Genomic DNA, 16,810 nt, shown 5'->3' on the forward strand with positions numbered 1-16,810 from the left:
CGCTGGTTATTGGCAGAAAAAATTGGTTATTCTCGACGAATCCGCTTGGTGCTGATGCGAGTGCTTTGCTGTATAGCATCATCGAGACGGCGAAAGCTAACGGACTGATACTCTACGATTACATGGTAAAATGTATGAGGGAACTGGCAAAGCCAGAGCCTGATATCAACTCACTTCTTCCTTGGAACTTCTCACACTAAAACGCCCCGTGGGATCGTGGGGCGGATACGGCATGTAGTGGATCCTTATCTGATCTACATTGCAGCCTAGCTGGGAGTTTTCTCTATACAAAAAAGCCCTACCAAATGGTAGGGCTCATGATTACTAGAGATGTTACGTGCTAGCGAAAACAACTCATAAAAGTATTACTTACTTTTTAGCTTTCTTTGCTTTTGGCTCTTCAGTTTTCTTAATTACTGTAGTGCCTTCAAACGTTTCGCCTTCAACGAATGCTTTGCCGTAGTAAGAAGCGGTTAGAACTTCTTTCAACTCACTGATTAGTGGGTAACGTGGGTTAGCACCTGTACATTGGTCATCAAACGCTTCAACTGATAGTTGGTCTAGTTTCGCTAGGAAGTCAGCTTCTGGAACACTAGCTGCTTGAATTGATAGCGGGATATCTAGTGCAATTTTCAGCTCTTCCAACCATGCTAGTAGACGTTCAATCTTCTGAGCAGTACGGTCACCAGCTTGGCTCAGACCTAGGTGGTCAGCAACTTCAGCATAACGACGACGTGCTTGTGGACGGTCGTATTGAGAGAACGCTGTTTGCTTAGTAGGGTTATCGTTCGCGTTATAACGCACTACGTTAGAGATAAGTAGAGCATTCGCTAAGCCATGTGGCAAGTGGAAAGCGTTGCCAATCTTGTGCGCCATAGAGTGACACACACCTAAGAACGCGTTCGCGAATGCGATACCAGCAATGGTAGCCGCGTTGTGCACTTTTTCACGAGCGATTGGGTCGTTTGCACCATTTGCGTAGCTTGATGGTAGGTACTCTTTAAGCATCTTAAGTGCTTGTAGAGCTTGACCGTCTGAGTATTCGTTCGCTAGAACTGACACATAAGCTTCTAGTGCGTGAGTTACTGCATCGTAACCACCGAATGCAGTTAGAGACTTAGGCATGTTCATAACAAGGTTCGCATCCACGATAGCCATGTTTGGTGTTAGTTCGTAGTCCGCTAGTGGATACTTAGCACCAGTTTTGTCGTCGGTAACAACCGCGAATGGCGTAACTTCTGAACCCGTACCTGAAGTTGTAGTAATACATACAAGCTCAGCTTTTTGACCCATTTTAGGGAACTTGTAGATACGTTTACGGATATCCATAAAGCGCATTGCTAGTTCTTCGAAGTGAGTTTCTGGGTGCTCGTACATTACCCACATGATTTTAGCTGCATCCATTGGTGAACCACCACCTAGAGCCAATATTAGGTCTGGTTGGAAGCTCTTCATTGCTTCAGCGCCTTTCTCAACTATAGACAATGTAGGATCAGCTTCTACGTCGAAGAATGTTTGAACTTCCATACCCAAAGCCTTCAATAGGCTCACTACTTCATCTGCATAGCCGTTGTTAAATAGAAAACGGTCAGTAACTAGGAATGCGCGTTTCTTACCTTCCAGATCGCCTAGAGCAACTGGCAAACTGCCACGACGGAAGTAGATAGACTTAGGTAGTTTGTGCCACAACATGTTTTCAGCTCGCTTCGCAACAGTTTTCTTGTTGATTAGGTGTTTAGGACCTACGTTCTCAGAGATAGAGTTACCACCCCATGAACCACAACCAAGAGTTAGAGATGGTGCAACGTTAAAGTTGTAAAGATCACCGATACCACCATGAGTAGTTGGAATGTTTACAAGGATACGAGCAGTCTTCAGTTTGTCACCGAAGTAACGAATACGGTCTGTGTTTACATCTTGGTTAGTGTATAGACCAGATGTATGACCAATACCACCGATTTCAACCATGGTTACTGCTTGAGCAACCGCGTCTTCGAAGTTATCAGCACGGAATAGACCTAGAGTTGGAGATAGTTTCTCGTGAGCAAATTCGTCATCGTAAGACACTTTACCTAGACCCTCACCGACAAGGACTTTAGTGTCTGCAGGAACTTTAACACCCGCCATTTCAGCGATTGCTGGTGCAGGTTGACCTACGATTTTCGCGTTTAGCGCACCGTCGATTAGAAGTACTTTACGTACTTTATCGGCATCAGCTTTGGATAACACGTGAGCTTTGTGAGAAGCAAAACGCTCTTTCACTTCATCGTATACTTCACTTACTACGATTGCAGCTTGCTCAGAAGCACATACCACACCGTTATCGAAAGTCTTAGACATTAGGATAGATGCAACAGCACGTTTGATGTCCGCTGTTTCATCGATAACTACAGGAACGTTACCCGCACCGACACCGATTGCTGGCTTACCAGAAGAGTAGGCAGCTTTAACCATACCTGGACCACCAGTTGCAAGGATAAGTGCAATACCATCGTGCTTCATTAGAGCGTTAGAAAGCTCTACAGATGGTTGGTCAATCCAACCGATGATGTCTTTTGGTGCGCCCGCTGCTACTGCTGCATCTAGAACTAGTTTCGCTGCATCGTTAGTCGAGTTCTTCGCACGTGGGTGTGGCGAGAAAATAATGCCGTTACGAGTTTTAAGAGAGATTAAAGACTTGAATATAGCGGTAGAAGTAGGGTTAGTGGTTGGTACGATACCACAGATGATACCTACAGGCTCAGCGATAGTCATAGTGCCCATACTATCGTCTTCTTCAAGAATGCCACATGTCTTTTCATCTTTGTATTTGTTGTAAATGTACTCTGAAGCAAAGTGGTTTTTGATTACTTTATCTTCAACAATACCCATCCCTGACTCGGCTACCGCCTGTTGCGCTAGAGGAATACGAGCTTGGTTAGCTGCTAATGATGCTGCGCGGAAAATTTTATCTACTTGCTCTTGAGAGTAAGTAGCGAATTCTGCTTGAGCTGCTTTTACGCGAGCTACGAGTGCATCAAGTTCAGCCAAATTTGTTACAGGCATAGTGGATCTCCTAAAATAGAAAAATTAAAAACTCTTTATTAAGCACACAGTCTCTAAGGGTTAATTCTCTCAATGACTTAAGTAATCGTAGAACTTAGTAAATTGCTTTCAGGACTGAGTATAATATTTCAGAGTATGAAAAAAATTGACTCAGATCAGTTCTGAAAAATTAATTACCTACTCAGGGGTAAAACCCAACAAAAACAACAATTAAATCATTGAAAAATAAAAACAAAACAACAACAAATCACATGATTAAAAAAGCTTCACTTGAACAACAAAAAATTTAAAAGCTAAAACATTTTGTAAAAAAGTTTCATTTTTGAACAATACAGGCAAAATTCATTGCCTTTTACGTGCTACTAACAGTATATCGACTATCGCTTTAAGCATCACCGACAGCTCTATATTTTATTAAAAATGTACAGATGTTAACAATTGTGTAAAAACTAGCACCTTTAGCCCTCATGTCAAAAACAATTCACAAACATTAGCTGTGTCGAATTAGTTTTTCTCAGCAATGAAACGCCAATAACTTTAGTTTTTTTCATTCGTGATATTCTCTGGTTTGGCTTACATTACGTACGAAATATTTCATCTAAGTGATCGCTCCGAGACTGACGCCATGCAAACCATTGAGCTAGCCATTTTCTTACAGTTTTTCTTAGGTTTAGTCGCCGCAGTTAACCCTGTCGGTATTATGCCTATTTTTGTGTCCCTAACGGGGCACATGACACAAGAAGAAAAGCACAAAACAGCCGCTACTGCGAATATTGCTGTTGCTGTGATCTTAATTGTTTCGCTTCTCGCTGGGCAGCTTCTTTTAGATATGTTCAGTATTTCACTCGACTCATTCCGTGTTGCCGGTGGTCTGCTTTTGTTAAGCATCGCGTTTTCAATGATGAGTGGTAAGTTAGGTGAGGATAAGCAGAACAAACAAGAAAAATCTGAATACATTAGCCGCGAGCAAATTGGGGTAGTACCTCTTGCCATGCCATTAATGGCTGGCCCAGGCGCCATCAGTTCGACCATCGTTTATGGTTCGCGTTATCCAAGCCTGTTTGATACCGTCGGGATCGCCATTACCATTGTTGTGTTTAGTTTGTGCTCATGGATGCTGTTTCGCTCAGCGCCATACATTGTCAGGCTGCTAGGTCAAACAGGGATTAACGTGATCACACGGATTATGGGCTTAATTCTCGGAGCACTTGGTATCGAGTTCATCGCTAACGGATTAAGAAACTTGTTCCCAGGATTGGCGTAACACTCTATTAACGCTATGATATTGCGACCTACCTACTGTGTCGCAATATCATGTCTCAGCAATCTATTAAGCATCACCTTTACATCATCATCTTTGGTACTCATACCAAAGCGGGCCGGGCTTTTGATTTATCACTGATCATTGCAATCATGATATCTCTGTCGATACTCATTCTGGAGTCAATACCCGAAGTAGCTCAGGTATGGGGTTCATGGCTACGATATGGTGAGTATGCATTTACCACGCTGTTCACACTCGAATACCTGCTGAGGTTGTACTGTTCACCAAAGCCTAGTGCTTACGCAAAAAGTTTTTATGGCGTTGTAGACCTTCTTGCTATTTTGCCTACGTATATTGCATTTTTCTTCCCTGGCGCCTCGTTTATGGGCGTAATTCGCCTACTGCGTGTGTTACGTATTTTCCGCATCCTCAAGCTGGTTCGTTATTTACAAGATTCAAATATTTTGCTTCGTTCATTAATGATGGCAAAAAGAAAAATATTCATATTTTTCAGTGCAGTTGCCATTCTTGTGACTATATTTGGCGCGTTAATTTTTGTGATTGAAGGGCCGGAGCACGGATTTAACAGCATACCCGAAAGTATTTACTGGGCGATTGTGACGATTACCACCGTTGGTTATGGAGATTTAGTTCCCAAAACGGCACTAGGTCAAGGTATTGCTGCGATGACGATGCTATTAGGGTATTCGATTCTGGCAGTGCCAACCGGCATCATTACTGCTGAACTGAATAATGAAATGTACTCACACCGCCAGTTAGTCAAATGCCCAAATTGTTCACAAAGCGGTCATGAATCAGACGCCTTATTTTGCAAGCATTGTGGTAGCCAACTAGCAGATCCAGAAAAGAGAGTCGTTCCAATTGAGAGCCATCAAAAAGAAGAGCGCCTTTAGGCGCTCTCGGTAGAATACGTTTTTATGAAAAACAATATTTATTTCTTTTCAGCCAGGATAATGCGTAAAGTACGACGTAATGGCTCAGCAGCACCCCACAAGAGTTGGTCACCAACCGTAAAGGCATTTAAGAAATCATCACCCATTGCCATTTTACGCAAGCGGCCAACAGGAATTGACAATGTACCCGTCACTTTTGCTGGGCTTAGTTCTTGAGCGGTGATATCACGATCATTTGGAATCACTTTAACCCAATCATTGTGGGTAGCAATCATCTCTTCAATCTCATCCATTGGCACATTTTGCTTTAGCTTAATCGTCAATGCTTGAGAGTGACAACGCATTGCACCGATTCGCACACAGGTGCCATCGATTGGGATTGGTGAAGATTGAAGACCGAGGATTTTGTTCGCTTCAACGCCCGCTTTCCACTCTTCTTTGCTTTGACCATTATCACGTTTAACGTCAATCCAAGGGATAAGAGAACCTGCTAGTGGCGCACCGAATTGATCCGTTGGGAAAGAAGACGAACGCATGGTTTCCGCAACTTTTCTATCAATGTCCAAAATAGAGCTTGATGGATTTGCAAGCTCTGAGCTGACTGAATCATTAATAACACCCATTTGAGAAATAAGCTCGCGCATATTCTGCGCGCCTGCGCCAGAGGCCGCCTGATAAGTCATGGCACTAGTCCACTCAACAAGACCTTTTTCATACAGACCACCTAAGCCCATTAACATAAGGCTGACAGTACAGTTACCGCCAACAAACGTGTTGGTGCCAGAATGAATGCCTTGCTGGATTTGTGCTAAGTTAACAGGATCTAAAGTGATGATGGATTCTTTGTCCATACGGAGGGTGGATGCCGCATCGATCCAATACCCTTTCCAACCCGCTTGTCGTAATGCCGGGTAAACCTTTTCAGTATAGCTACCACCCTGACAAGTAATCACCGCATCGAGTTGTTTTAGACTATCAATATCGTAGGCATCTTGCAGAAGACCCGCTTCTTTTCCTAAAGAAGGGGCAGGAATACCGATTTGGGATGTACTGTAAAAAACAGGCTCAATCAGATCGAAGTCTTTTTCTTCAATCATACGCTGCATCAATACAGAACCGACCATACCACGCCAACCAACTAAACCTACTCTCATCGCGCTAACTCTCCGTGTATCTAAAAAAGTAAAAAATGTACCCCACCATCTATAAGTGGTTCAGCATAAAATCTCAAGACTTTCTTGGTAAAAATCGTTACTTTTTGTTCTGAAAAACCCCTTATTCACTAAAAATGGCCAAGAGTTAGGAAATCACCATTTAAGTCGTTATTCAGAATTTAATAATAAACCAGACGCTAAATTACCACGTCCTTGTTACACAACAAATCCATGTTACAAAACATTTTGCTCTATTAATTTTAACCGAAGGCAACATTTAGTACTATTAATTAACCGAATGAGCGACGCGAATCACATGCGAGAGGTTTAATGTCGATATATTATTCTGGGTGATGTAAAGTGCAGGCTAACTCAGTAAGGGCATGAAAATGCCTTTGGCTCATAAATCTGACAAGAGGCTCTTTTATGACGCAAGCCCCCCAACGCCTGCCAAGCCTAATGCAAGTTATTATTGCACTAGGCTTATTCCTATTACTCGCATTTTCGTTTACTGCTCAACTCAATTTACCTATCCAACTCGCTCTATATATTGGTTGGTTTATCATCATTGTGTTGGGTGTTAGATTGGGTCACCAATATAAAGATTTAGAAAAAGCAGCACTTAATGGTATTTCTAACGGTTTAGGCGCTGTTTTAATACTTTTAGCCGTTGGTGCACTAGTGGGAACTTGGATCTCTGGCGGAATCGTACCAACCATCATTTATTATGGCCTTCAGGCAATACATCCTTCGATTTTCCTTCTTGCCACAATGATTATCTGTTCTCTGACTGCGTTAGCGACTGGTACATCATGGGGCGCAGCAGGTACAGCCGGCATTGCAATGATGGGTATTGGGCAAGGTCTAGGTGTTCCTGCGCCAATAACTGCTGGTGCTGTACTATCTGGCTGCTATTTTGGCGATAAGATGTCACCGTTGTCAGATTCAGTGATTCTTGCTTCATCAATGTCGAACGTTGAAGTCATGGAGCATATCAAAGGGATGCTGCCCATTGCTTTAATCAGCTACATCATTACTGGCATCATGTTTACACTGTTTGGCTTCCATTACGCAGGTAATGTCGATATGTCTCAGGTTCAAGGTGTTATTAAAGCCATGGAGACACAATTCTACATTACGCCGTATTCATTTGTTCCGGTATTGATTGTCCTTGGTCTGTTGGCTATGCGTATGCCGTCTTTCCCTGTCATTAGCTTCGGCTCATTGCTTGGTATTATTTGGGCGGTGATGATCCAAGATGTCGATTTCCTACGCGCTTTCAATACCGCTTGGGCTCCTTATAGCATTGAATCTGGCGTTGATTTTATCGACTCGATACTAAACCGTGGTGGTATGTCGTCAATGTTAGGCTCAGTCGCTGTGATCGTATTTGGTCTTGGATTTGGTGGCTTACTGGATAAGGTTGGGGTTTTAGAAACCATAGCTAAGCTATTCGAACGCCGTGTAACGAGCGCAGGTTCTCTGGCTACTAGCACGATTGGCACGGCATTTATGGGTAACGTTTTCGGCTCTGCAATGTATGTATCCTTGATACTGACGCCTAAAATCTGCGCGAAAAACTACGACCGATTAGGTTACCAACGCAAGAATCTATCACGTAATGCCGAATTTGGTGGCACCTTAACTTCAGGCATGGTTCCATGGAGTGATAATGGTATATACATGGCGAGTATTTTAGGTGTTGCAACTCTTTCTTATGCGCCCTTTATGTGGTTAAGTTTTGTGTGCATCATCGTCACCATATTTACCTCATATATGGGTTGGTTCGTTGATAAGTGTGACCCTACAACACCAACAGAAACCGATGAAGAACTTGCCGAACTCAGCTTAAAAAAACAGTCCGTTTAGCTAAGTAATCCGTTTAACAAATAAAAAGCTGAGCCCATTTGGTGCTCAGCTTTTTTGTTATTTGTCTAAATGAAGCCGCGCACTCTCAATGGCAGAAGATAGATATTTAGCCAAAAGGTGAAGTTGCTCTTCACTAGGTATTGAACCCTTATCTAACACCTGCTCAATCTCATACGAGATCTGCTTTAAACCTTCAGCACCTAGATTTGCTGCCACACTTTTTAAGCTATGTACTCGCCTTCGTGCTCCTTTTCTATCGGAATGAATTAACGACTCAAGTTGCTCTGCATCTTGACTATGATCTTGAATAAAGACACCGAGTAACATTTGTACTGAATCGTTATCTCCATTTAGGGCATCTAGCATCTGCTGCACATCCACCTTTGACTCAACATATTTAGGCGTTAAGGCTGCCGTATCAATAATTTCATTTACCTCAGCCTTCTGTACTTTAGGTTCTTTTACAACTGTTCCTTCTTCATCTGGCTCAACCGTTTCCATACCTACCACCACTTGACTCGAAATACTTAATAACCAGCCCATCAACAACATTGCGATGGCACTAATAGCGGTGATCACATAACCATATGATTTGAGCAAATAATGGTATTGATCCTCAACATTGGTAATTTGTTGATAGATAGAGTGACGCAATAAGTTCTGTACTAAATATGCTCCTTGGGCATATTGGTTCAGTAGTTCCGAAGCTTGTGCTAACGACTGCTCTAATTCTTGCTTTTGCGCTGGAGGCAACTGTTGAGCTTCAACATAGAGCCTATCTAATGTGCGATATATTTGAGGATTTTGCTCCATATCGCTAAACATCGCTTCAAATACATAGGCACCCAAAGTCGTGTATTTTTGTTGTACTTCTGGGGGAATAGTCGGCTTATCACGCAATAACTTCAACTGTTCAACTAACTCTTGAATCTTTAACTCAATCGACAAATAAGATCTTGTTAATTGGATATATCGATCTGTTACGTGCAACAGTTGCTGAATATCAGGCTGAAAAATGTATACCCGGTGTTCCACTTCAAGCTGTAAACGTAGCGAATAGAGTAACTGAACATTCAAAGCCAAGTCATTAGCACGAGCGGAACGGTACGGTTCTTTGAAATAAAGTGAGCTTCTTAATTCATCAACGCAATTGCCGAGCTCTTCTACCGCTGACATTGTTTGGTAACTAGAATGGTTCTGCCAATAAACAGTACCAATCAAAGTTACCCAACCGAGAAGGATCAACAGATAATATCTGACTTTAATACCATTCCATTTTCTATAACCAAACACTTGCGCTACCACATCTAATTTACAATTAAATACAAGCATATACCTAAAATAGTGAGCCTGCCCTGTTACCGATTAAAACGATAATAAAAAAGAGAGCTATCTCAAGCTCTCTTCCTCATCAATTTTTAGCGATTTCGTGTCAATTGATCACGTAGATTAGGCGGTGTCCCTTTGATGGTTAACGTGTCCGTTTCTGGGTCGTAAAAAATACGCTCACCCAGCAACAGGCTATCAAAGCTAACATTTAGCCCCCCACCAGCACCAACAAATTTAGTTAGCTTACGTACGGTAGAACGATCACCGGGAAAACTGTCTTCAAGATCATAGCCATGTGCTGCAGTATACTCTAGGAAACTGGTCCCATCTTGGCTTGGTGACAGTTCACCAGACAACTCGCGAACTTGAATCTCTTCACCTGCTTTAATCTGTTCGTTACAATAGTCGTACACTTGCTTTTTGTAATTTATCGCTTCATCTTTTTCTAGCTTAGAATCAGAGCAGAAATCTTGCACCGCTTGCATCAAGACTTGGTTTTGAACCTTGGTATCTAAACCTACATCAGCTTGTAGAAAATCTAAAAAGAAATCAGATACTTTGCGTCCTACACGCCCTTTGATATAAGCAAGGTAACGATTCGATTCTTTGTCGGTTTCAAAGCTGGATAAGTCAATACGAGCAACAATATCCATTTTACTAATATCGAGATAATCGGTGGCACTAATATCCAAACCTTCTGTCACTTTCAAACTTTGGTTAAGAGGCAGGATCCCGATAAATAAGTAATCGGTCGCGAGAGACTGATATTCAGCCATCACTAAAATACCTTCATCGGCAAAAGGATATTTTGACAATTCTTCTTTTAGCCTCTGGGCGCTAACTTGAGAAAAATCATAAAAATTACGCTCACCTTGGCGAAGTTCCTGCAACCAAGTTTGAAAATCACTGTCAGATTTAAACGAACCAAAGCCTTTACCTGCCTTCGAGTTAAATACGCGATGCAGCTCTGCGACTAGGTTTTCTGTAGAAGTATCATTATCTAAGGATTGTGAGCGGTACTTAACAACCAGCTCGTCTTGTTCATTTTTGCTCAGTTGGTGCAAAATCACGTTGGTAAGATGAAGGCTCATAGTGAAATTATCATCGTTCTGGTTTCAGTTGTAAGGCATTGTAGGTTATCATAAGCCGCTTTTACTATCATCATTAGAGTCTTTATGCCAATTACATCTAAATACAGCGACGAGAAAATTGAAACGATTTTGACTGAGGTTGCTGCCATTCTCGAAAAACACAGTGCCTCTCCAGAGCTCACTCTTATGATTGCGGGAAATATTGCAACCAATGTCTTAAACCAGAACGTTGCAGCTTCACAACGCAAGGCGATTGCTGAAAAATTTGCTTATGCTTTAATGTCGTCTCTAGAAGACAACATCACTAATAAGAATGTATAGATAGAAATCACATGGTAGATAGCGAAAATACATACGGTGAACGCGTATCACGTTTGGTTGGTTGGGGGCATTGGTTTGCTTTCTTCAACATAATAGCAGCGATGCTTATTGGTACTCGATACATTGTCCAATCACCATGGCCTGAAACCTTGCTGGGGCAATTTTACCTGGCGTTTTCATGGGTTGGGCATTTTGGGTTTCTTGTTTTCGCTCTCTATCTACTCGTGCTATTTCCTCTGACATTTGTCATTCCGTCACGCAAACTATTTCGTTTTGTGGCTGTTTGCTTTGCTACCCTAGGCTTAACGACTTTATTGATCGACACTCAAGCCTATCAAGCAATCAATCTCCATTTGACCCCAATAGTATGGGAGTTACTGTTTACCGATGAAGCCAGTACGATCAGCGCTGACTTGCAACATTTATTTGTTGTCATGCCGCTCATTTTTCTGTTGCAGCTTGGCTTGTCCGAATGGGTGTGGCGTAAACAAAGAAAATTATCACACAAGCACGTTGGTCGCCCAATCGCGGCTGTCTTTTTTGTAAGCTTTATTACTAGCCATTTGATATACGTTTGGTCTGACGCTTATTTAGAAAGTTCTGTGACCAGTCAAAAATCGAATTTTCCTCTTTCCTATCCAATGACAGCAAAATCATTCATGGAAGAGCATGGGTTATTTAACCGTGACGAATATCTAAAACGCTTAAAAGACAAGCCTGATAATGTTGACCTGGTTCGTTACCCTATCGAACCACTTAAATTTGAACGCAGAGCCAATAACCTGAACATTTTACTCGTTAGCGTGAACAATTTAAGAAGCGATGTATTGACACCTGAGATCATGCCAAGTGCTTATCAATTTGCCAGCCAAAACTTGAAATTCAATAATCATTACAGTTCAAGTAATGATATGTTTGGTATTTTTGGCCTCTTTTACGGTCTGCCTAGTAGTTATGCAAGCAGTATTCGCTCTCAAGGTGAATCACCAATATTGATTAATGTTCTTCAGCAGCAAAACTATCAATTTGGGCTGTTCAGTGGTGATAATTTTGATGACTCACTCTATGAAGAGACGGTATTCAGAAACCTGAATGTATCAAAAGCACCATTCAACAAAAACAGTAGTCATGACGAACAAACTATTGAACGTTGGGCGAAATGGGTGCCACAACAGGCAAATAAACCTTGGTTTAGTTACTTGGAACTTACTACGGTTGATAACTTTAATGATTTTGATAAATCACCAACCAAAAGTAGTACCAGTGACCGTTTAAGAGCTGGTTATAATAACTCGGCAAATTCCGCTGACAAAGAACTCGGACTCCTGTTTAACAAGCTAGAAGAATTACAACTGCAAGCAAATACTGTTGTCGTAATCACTTCTAATCATGGCGCCGAATTTAATGAGACTAAAACCAATAGTTGGGGCGCAAATAGCAACTACAGCCGCTACCAATTACAGGTTCCGATGATTATCCATTGGCCTGGTAAAGTCGCAGGGGAATATTCACATCGCTCAAGTCACCTCGATTTTTCAGTAACTCTGCTTCAAGATCTACTAGGAGTTTCTTCTAACCCAACCGATTTTAGCAGTGGCAGAAACTTGTTTAATGAAAGCAAGAGAAAGTGGATTTTGGCTGGAGACTCAAGAGAATTAGCACTCATCACTGCAAAGCAAACCACGGTTATCGACAAATTTGGCAACTTCAAGCTATTTGATGAAAACTATCAGCGCCAGAGCAATACCAGCCCAACGCTACCAGTTCTGATGCAAGGCTTAACCGAACTGCAGCGTTTTTATGCTAAAGATAATTAAATCAGGCTGTTAGAACTATTGTCTCTTGACGATAAAAAGAAAAATGAGTAGATTACGCAAATCGGACTGTAGCGCAGCTTGGTAGCGCACCGTCATGGGGTGTCGGGGGTCGGAGGTTCAAATCCTCTCAGTCCGACCATACACCTAGAAAAGAGGGCTTCGGCTCTCTTTTTTTATATAAAAAACATATACCTTTTGATAAAAAACACCATTAAACGCACACAAAACAACCAAACGGTCATTTTGGCACTTTACAAGTGAAAATAGTATCGCTAATATGCGCAACAACACGGAGAGATGGCTGAGTGGTCGAAAGCACCGGTCTTGAAAACCGGCAACCGTTAATAGCGGTTCTAGGGTTCAAATCCCTATCTCTCCGCCATTTTTGTGAATTAAGCTGTTGATTTTTCAACAGCTTTTTTCTTTTCTACGGTACAAAAATCCCTGATACACATATGTACCTCTTCAAGCATACTTCTAGCGTCTACTATACTCGCGTAAACTACCCTTCTGCACTCCAGAAAAAGGGTTATCCCACTGAAAAGCGTATTTCTCTTTTAACGCTTGCCATTATCAGAAATCTTGAGATGAGCGCTCACTTAAAGAGCCAGTTCATCGATTTGCTCAAAGATTCAGATATGGATTTCTACACCTGCTCAACTTCTATTGATGCTGTTGTTGAAACGCTATGTAGTAATTATCGTGAAGAAGACCAGAATCGTTACTACAGTAGCGGGTGACCGCTATTCCTACCGCGACCAGAAGGGCTACATGAATGATAGCCCTTTTAATGTATCTCAATGAATCAGATTTTATATAAGCTCGTATAACTACTCTTTAAGAAAAACAATAGCGTCAGATACTTTTCTCTCTACAGAGTCAGATGAATTGCCAGTGCTAGTTCCGTTTGCAACCATCATAGATGAGCCACCACCGTCTAAATTGATCGCTTTATCAGCACCTAAAGCAATCATTAGTTTTGACATTTCAGTTATGTTTGCGCCTTCAGATTGTCCTGGCTGGCGGCCATAAACTACAGCTGCGTAAAGTATGTTGTCTTGGGTTATTCCCAATGCACTTCTTGGGTGTCGTCTTAAAACCCAACCATTATAGAAGTTTTCACGGTTTTCTGATTTAGCGCTACCCCCGATGCCATCATCATCCTGTCCTCCTTTAACTACACCTATCGGAGGGTATGCACTCCAGCCTTGGTTTGCTCTATAGTCGCTAGCAAAATTGCTGTCAGCTATCAGTGTAGGGCCTGCGCTAAACATTGAAATTCCGGGCTTCAGTGTTACTTCTTCACCTTCGATGCTTACAATTGTATTTAAGGTGACGGAATCTGATTTAGTAATTTTTAGAGCTTTTTGACCAGTAGATTGAATATACATCATTCCTGGTTCAATTTGTGAGCCTCTAAAATCTCGAATATCAACGACCTTTCCTTTGCTGTTGATTACGATTTCCGAGCCATCACCGCTGGGAGTTTTGCCGCCATAAGACTGTTCATAAACAATAACTTCATCTTCATCTTGGCACACAAAATCATGTACGACCTGGTTGGTAGGAGTATCCCCATAACCTCCACAATTGAGAATTACCCCCGGCTTTCTATTCATTCCATCTACTTGAATCGACTGTTCGTTATTTATCTTTAATTGTATTTGTGACGTAACAGAAGTAGCAATATCCACCTTAGTTGACTTTCCTGTGTTGTCGAATACTACTACCGGTCTACCATTTGCAGCTTCTCTAACCAAGCTTCCATCTCTAACGAAAATCCCCGCAGGGGCTCCCAAATCACCAACTTTGTCATTAAAAGCAAAGAACCCCCCATTGATAGCAGCAATCGCATCAAGCCTAGAGGCGATCGATGTAACTGTTTCACCACCAATCAAATGATCTTGCGCTAAAATTGTGTTGATTTGGCCTTTGTACTGAGACAAATCAACCCGAAGTAAACTGATTTCAAAAGGACCTGTTGTAGGGTAGCCATCTTGCGCCGCAGCTCTAACAGAAAAATTAAGACCTTTTGCTTTAAACTTACTCAAAGCATTTTTAGCATCTTCAAGTGTTTTGAACCCTCGAACTCTTAAAATGCTGTCGATTTTCTTGCCCTCAGGAGTTAATTCTGGAGCATCTTCTAGGCTGAATTTTTGTGATGCAGCTAGAAGCTTTGCCTTATAGTCGTCCAATGCCCCTTTATCTAGTGGTCCACTAGAAAGTAAAAAGCCCTCTTTTGAAGAGTAACCTCTAACCACGTTGTATAAGTCAATACCCTGTGACAAATTTACGTGTTGTACTTGTTGATTAAGCCCCTCCTTGCCTATCAGTAAATCGGGTACGTCCCAAGCAAATGTTGAAAACGAAAACAAACATGCAGCAGCGATGATGGAATATTTCATATTAAGTCCTTGTAATTTAATGTATTTTTCTGCGTAGTGTTTAGTAAATAACGGGGTTGCCCTCTTATTTTTCGAAGTTAATTTACTTAGTGAATTAAATAACAAGATACTCATCAAGTTCTGTGATGAGTGTTAAAATTTAGACAATTATCATTAAAAAGGGAGAAAATATCGTTGTGTAGTGGATAAGAGAATTTGACCAACCACTTGTAGACAGGTCGTATGGTTGCAATACTAGAAATAATCCGAAAAGCCAGAATGCTCTATAGGTCGCAACTCACTTTTGTCCAATTATGAGTTTCGCTCAGTGTATTGATGGAAACCGGTGATTAACTCAAATTGTATAAATTTTGACATATATGCTTGACTTTTTACCAACTAAACCCTAACTTCTTGAGTGACAACTTCGTTCAACCAACTTTTACGTCGTAGGAAAACTTAATTAAATATCAATAAGTTAAAATGATAAAGATAGCTTTCAAAGCTCTATCTCTCCGCCACATAAAGAAACAACCCTCTATAAATAATGGTTTTTTTTCGTATCTGAAACCTCGAAACTCATATAGCACTGAAAGGTAATACGACAACATCACGTTTGCACTTGGTCAGGTTCAGTCTGCCGATGACTGCACCGCAGTACAAAAATTTGGCTCGTAACGATAGGCAATGTCAGTTTTCGTCTGCGCATTTAAATTGTAAGCGTTCACCAGCAGCGTGTTGACTAAGTGCTTAGGTAAAAACTCATTTATTTAAGATCGAGCACATTTGGGTATGGCTGCTGACGAACAACAGCGTTGACTATGCGTGAAAGCGTATCAAGTGACGATATCTTTCGCTTTTTACACGTTTCGATTAGCGAGTGTAGACGGTCTCGGAACTTATCGCCTGCATCCGAGGTAGTGCCGTAGCTGATTTTGCTTTGAATGACAAAGCCACGAAGTCGACGTTCAGCTTCATTGTTGGTTAATGGTATTTTGGAACAACCACAAGCTTGGGCTATGCTCATCCAGTTTTTTACAGCGACCTTGATAGCGTTGAATTGGTATTTGCTTGATCCCTTTACTGAGCCAGTAATTAAAACGCTGTCTTATTCGACTTAATCTGTTTAGGTACAGGTTATCCTTTATCGTTTCGGACTCCCAAAAATGTCGCGTTCGAAAGACTAATTTTGCTGAGCATAACAAGTCGTTTCCCTATTTTAGCTGTATGTCCTTTACCTATGTAATCCGCAATCTGTTGTAAGTTTCGGAGCACGTGTGACTAACATAGCTGATGTTTATTTGGTGATATCCAGTTGTAACCACCATATTGGTCACTGACGACAACCCCAGAGTAATTGGCGCCCTGAACCGCTTTAGCTGAGTGAATGGTGCGAGAGAATAGGATCTTTTCGTACACTAAATCGTCGCTCGATACTAACCAGCACCACCGTAAACGCTCTTCACTATTTCGTGAGTGTGAAGTCTCATCGACGTGTACTAACGGAGCCGTTTGAATATTACTTTTGATGGCTTGGTGCAGTGGGGTAAGCATTGAGGCAACACGAGTTTGAGCTTCACTGATTGCGCCAATTGAAAAAGTCGTACCGAATTGCTCCTTAA

Annotated in this window: 12 protein-coding genes, 2 tRNA genes and 1 pseudogene; 9 read left to right on the plus strand and 6 right to left on the minus strand. The window is 41.6% G+C overall.

Annotation, left to right across the window (positions count from 1 at the left end):
* A partial coding sequence (locus AACW06_RS17355) for a transposase domain-containing protein (protein WP_192076040.1) occupies window positions 1-200 on the plus strand: 200 nt, incomplete at its 5' end.
* Window positions 201-369: 169 nt separating this feature from the next.
* Here AACW06_RS17355 and adhE read toward each other — a convergent pair.
* Window positions 370-3,045, minus strand: coding sequence for a bifunctional acetaldehyde-CoA/alcohol dehydrogenase (gene adhE / locus AACW06_RS17360; protein ID WP_192076041.1), 2,676 nt, complete (start codon window positions 3,043-3,045; stop codon window positions 370-372).
* Between the two features lie 625 nt (window positions 3,046-3,670).
* On the opposite strand from adhE, the gene AACW06_RS17365 reads away from it, so the two are divergent.
* Both AACW06_RS17365 and AACW06_RS17370 read left to right on the plus strand, forming a co-directional pair.
* On the plus strand, window positions 3,671-4,309 hold the full coding sequence (locus AACW06_RS17365) for a YchE family NAAT transporter (protein ID WP_192076042.1): 639 nt from the start codon (window positions 3,671-3,673) through the stop codon (window positions 4,307-4,309).
* A 50-nt stretch (window positions 4,310-4,359) separates the two neighbouring features.
* Entirely contained in the window at window positions 4,360-5,223 is an 864-nt protein-coding gene (locus tag AACW06_RS17370) for an ion transporter (RefSeq protein ID WP_192076043.1), read from the plus strand.
* Window positions 5,224-5,261: 38 nt separating this feature from the next.
* Here the strand turns inward: AACW06_RS17370 and asd are convergent, their stop codons facing one another.
* Window positions 5,262-6,377 (minus strand): aspartate-semialdehyde dehydrogenase, encoded by a 1,116-nt coding sequence (gene asd, locus AACW06_RS17375; protein ID WP_192076044.1) that lies wholly within the window; start codon window positions 6,375-6,377, stop codon window positions 5,262-5,264.
* 426 nt (window positions 6,378-6,803) lie between these two features.
* Here asd and nhaC point away from each other — a divergent pair, with 426 nt between their 5' ends.
* Entirely contained in the window at window positions 6,804-8,246 is a 1,443-nt protein-coding gene (gene nhaC / locus AACW06_RS17380; protein WP_192076045.1) for a Na+/H+ antiporter NhaC, read from the plus strand.
* Between the two features lie 57 nt (window positions 8,247-8,303).
* Here nhaC and AACW06_RS17385 read toward each other — a convergent pair whose 3' ends face one another.
* Both AACW06_RS17385 and yejK read right to left on the minus strand, forming a co-directional pair.
* A complete protein-coding gene (locus AACW06_RS17385) occupies window positions 8,304-9,578 on the minus strand; it encodes an Hpt domain-containing protein (protein ID WP_238336737.1) in 1,275 nt (424 codons plus the stop codon).
* Window positions 9,579-9,664: 86 nt separating this feature from the next.
* On the minus strand, window positions 9,665-10,666 hold the full coding sequence (yejK, locus tag AACW06_RS17390) for a nucleoid-associated protein YejK (protein ID WP_053311774.1): 1,002 nt from the start codon (window positions 10,664-10,666) through the stop codon (window positions 9,665-9,667).
* Window positions 10,667-10,750: 84 nt separating this feature from the next.
* Between yejK and AACW06_RS17395 the strand changes: the two genes are divergently transcribed.
* From AACW06_RS17395 to AACW06_RS17415, 5 genes are all read left to right on the plus strand, one after another.
* Complete coding sequence (locus AACW06_RS17395; RefSeq protein WP_192076046.1) at window positions 10,751-10,987, plus strand: YejL family protein; 237 nt, start codon at window positions 10,751-10,753, stop codon at window positions 10,985-10,987.
* 11 nt (window positions 10,988-10,998) lie between these two features.
* Window positions 10,999-12,804, plus strand: a complete 1,806-nt coding sequence (locus AACW06_RS17400) for a DUF3413 domain-containing protein (protein ID WP_171980564.1) — start codon at window positions 10,999-11,001, stop codon at window positions 12,802-12,804.
* Window positions 12,805-12,866: 62 nt separating this feature from the next.
* Window positions 12,867-12,943 (plus strand) — tRNA-Pro (locus tag AACW06_RS17405).
* 152 nt (window positions 12,944-13,095) lie between these two features.
* Window positions 13,096-13,186, plus strand: a tRNA-Ser gene (locus tag AACW06_RS17410).
* Between the two features lie 73 nt (window positions 13,187-13,259).
* Window positions 13,260-13,544, plus strand: a complete 285-nt coding sequence (locus tag AACW06_RS17415; RefSeq protein WP_192076047.1) for a hypothetical protein — start codon at window positions 13,260-13,262, stop codon at window positions 13,542-13,544.
* 90 nt (window positions 13,545-13,634) lie between these two features.
* Here AACW06_RS17415 and AACW06_RS17420 read toward each other — a convergent pair whose 3' ends face one another.
* Both AACW06_RS17420 and tnpC read right to left on the minus strand, forming a co-directional pair.
* On the minus strand, window positions 13,635-15,209 hold the full coding sequence (locus AACW06_RS17420) for a phosphodiester glycosidase family protein (RefSeq protein WP_192076048.1): 1,575 nt from the start codon (window positions 15,207-15,209) through the stop codon (window positions 13,635-13,637).
* A gap of 745 nt (window positions 15,210-15,954) precedes the next feature.
* Window positions 15,955-16,810: pseudogene (gene tnpC, locus AACW06_RS17425) on the minus strand (IS66 family transposase); the annotation flags it as partial.

Origin of the sequence: Vibrio sp. S12_S33 (assembly GCF_963889785.1) — a bacterium.
Taxonomy (GTDB): Bacteria; Pseudomonadota; Gammaproteobacteria; order Enterobacterales; family Vibrionaceae; genus Vibrio; species Vibrio aestuarianus.

What these genes read in the sequence shown, in the direction of transcription:
- adhE (WP_192076041.1), bottom strand. Translation starts at nt 3,045, where the DNA reads ATGCCTGTAACAAATTTGGCTGAACTTGATGCACTCGTAGCTCGCGTA.
- AACW06_RS17365 (WP_192076042.1), top strand. Translation starts at nt 3,671, where the DNA reads ATGCAAACCATTGAGCTAGCCATTTTCTTACAGTTTTTCTTAGGTTTA.
- AACW06_RS17370 (WP_192076043.1), top strand. Translation starts at nt 4,360, where the DNA reads ATGTCTCAGCAATCTATTAAGCATCACCTTTACATCATCATCTTTGGT.
- asd (WP_192076044.1), bottom strand. Translation starts at nt 6,377, where the DNA reads ATGAGAGTAGGTTTAGTTGGTTGGCGTGGTATGGTCGGTTCTGTATTG.
- nhaC (WP_192076045.1), top strand. Translation starts at nt 6,804, where the DNA reads ATGACGCAAGCCCCCCAACGCCTGCCAAGCCTAATGCAAGTTATTATT.
- AACW06_RS17385 (WP_238336737.1), bottom strand. Translation starts at nt 9,578, where the DNA reads ATGCTTGTATTTAATTGTAAATTAGATGTGGTAGCGCAAGTGTTTGGT.
- yejK (WP_053311774.1), bottom strand. Translation starts at nt 10,666, where the DNA reads ATGAGCCTTCATCTTACCAACGTGATTTTGCACCAACTGAGCAAAAAT.
- AACW06_RS17395 (WP_192076046.1), top strand. Translation starts at nt 10,751, where the DNA reads ATGCCAATTACATCTAAATACAGCGACGAGAAAATTGAAACGATTTTG.
- AACW06_RS17400 (WP_171980564.1), top strand. Translation starts at nt 10,999, where the DNA reads ATGGTAGATAGCGAAAATACATACGGTGAACGCGTATCACGTTTGGTT.
- AACW06_RS17415 (WP_192076047.1), top strand. Translation starts at nt 13,260, where the DNA reads ATGTACCTCTTCAAGCATACTTCTAGCGTCTACTATACTCGCGTAAAC.
- AACW06_RS17420 (WP_192076048.1), bottom strand. Translation starts at nt 15,209, where the DNA reads ATGAAATATTCCATCATCGCTGCTGCATGTTTGTTTTCGTTTTCAACA.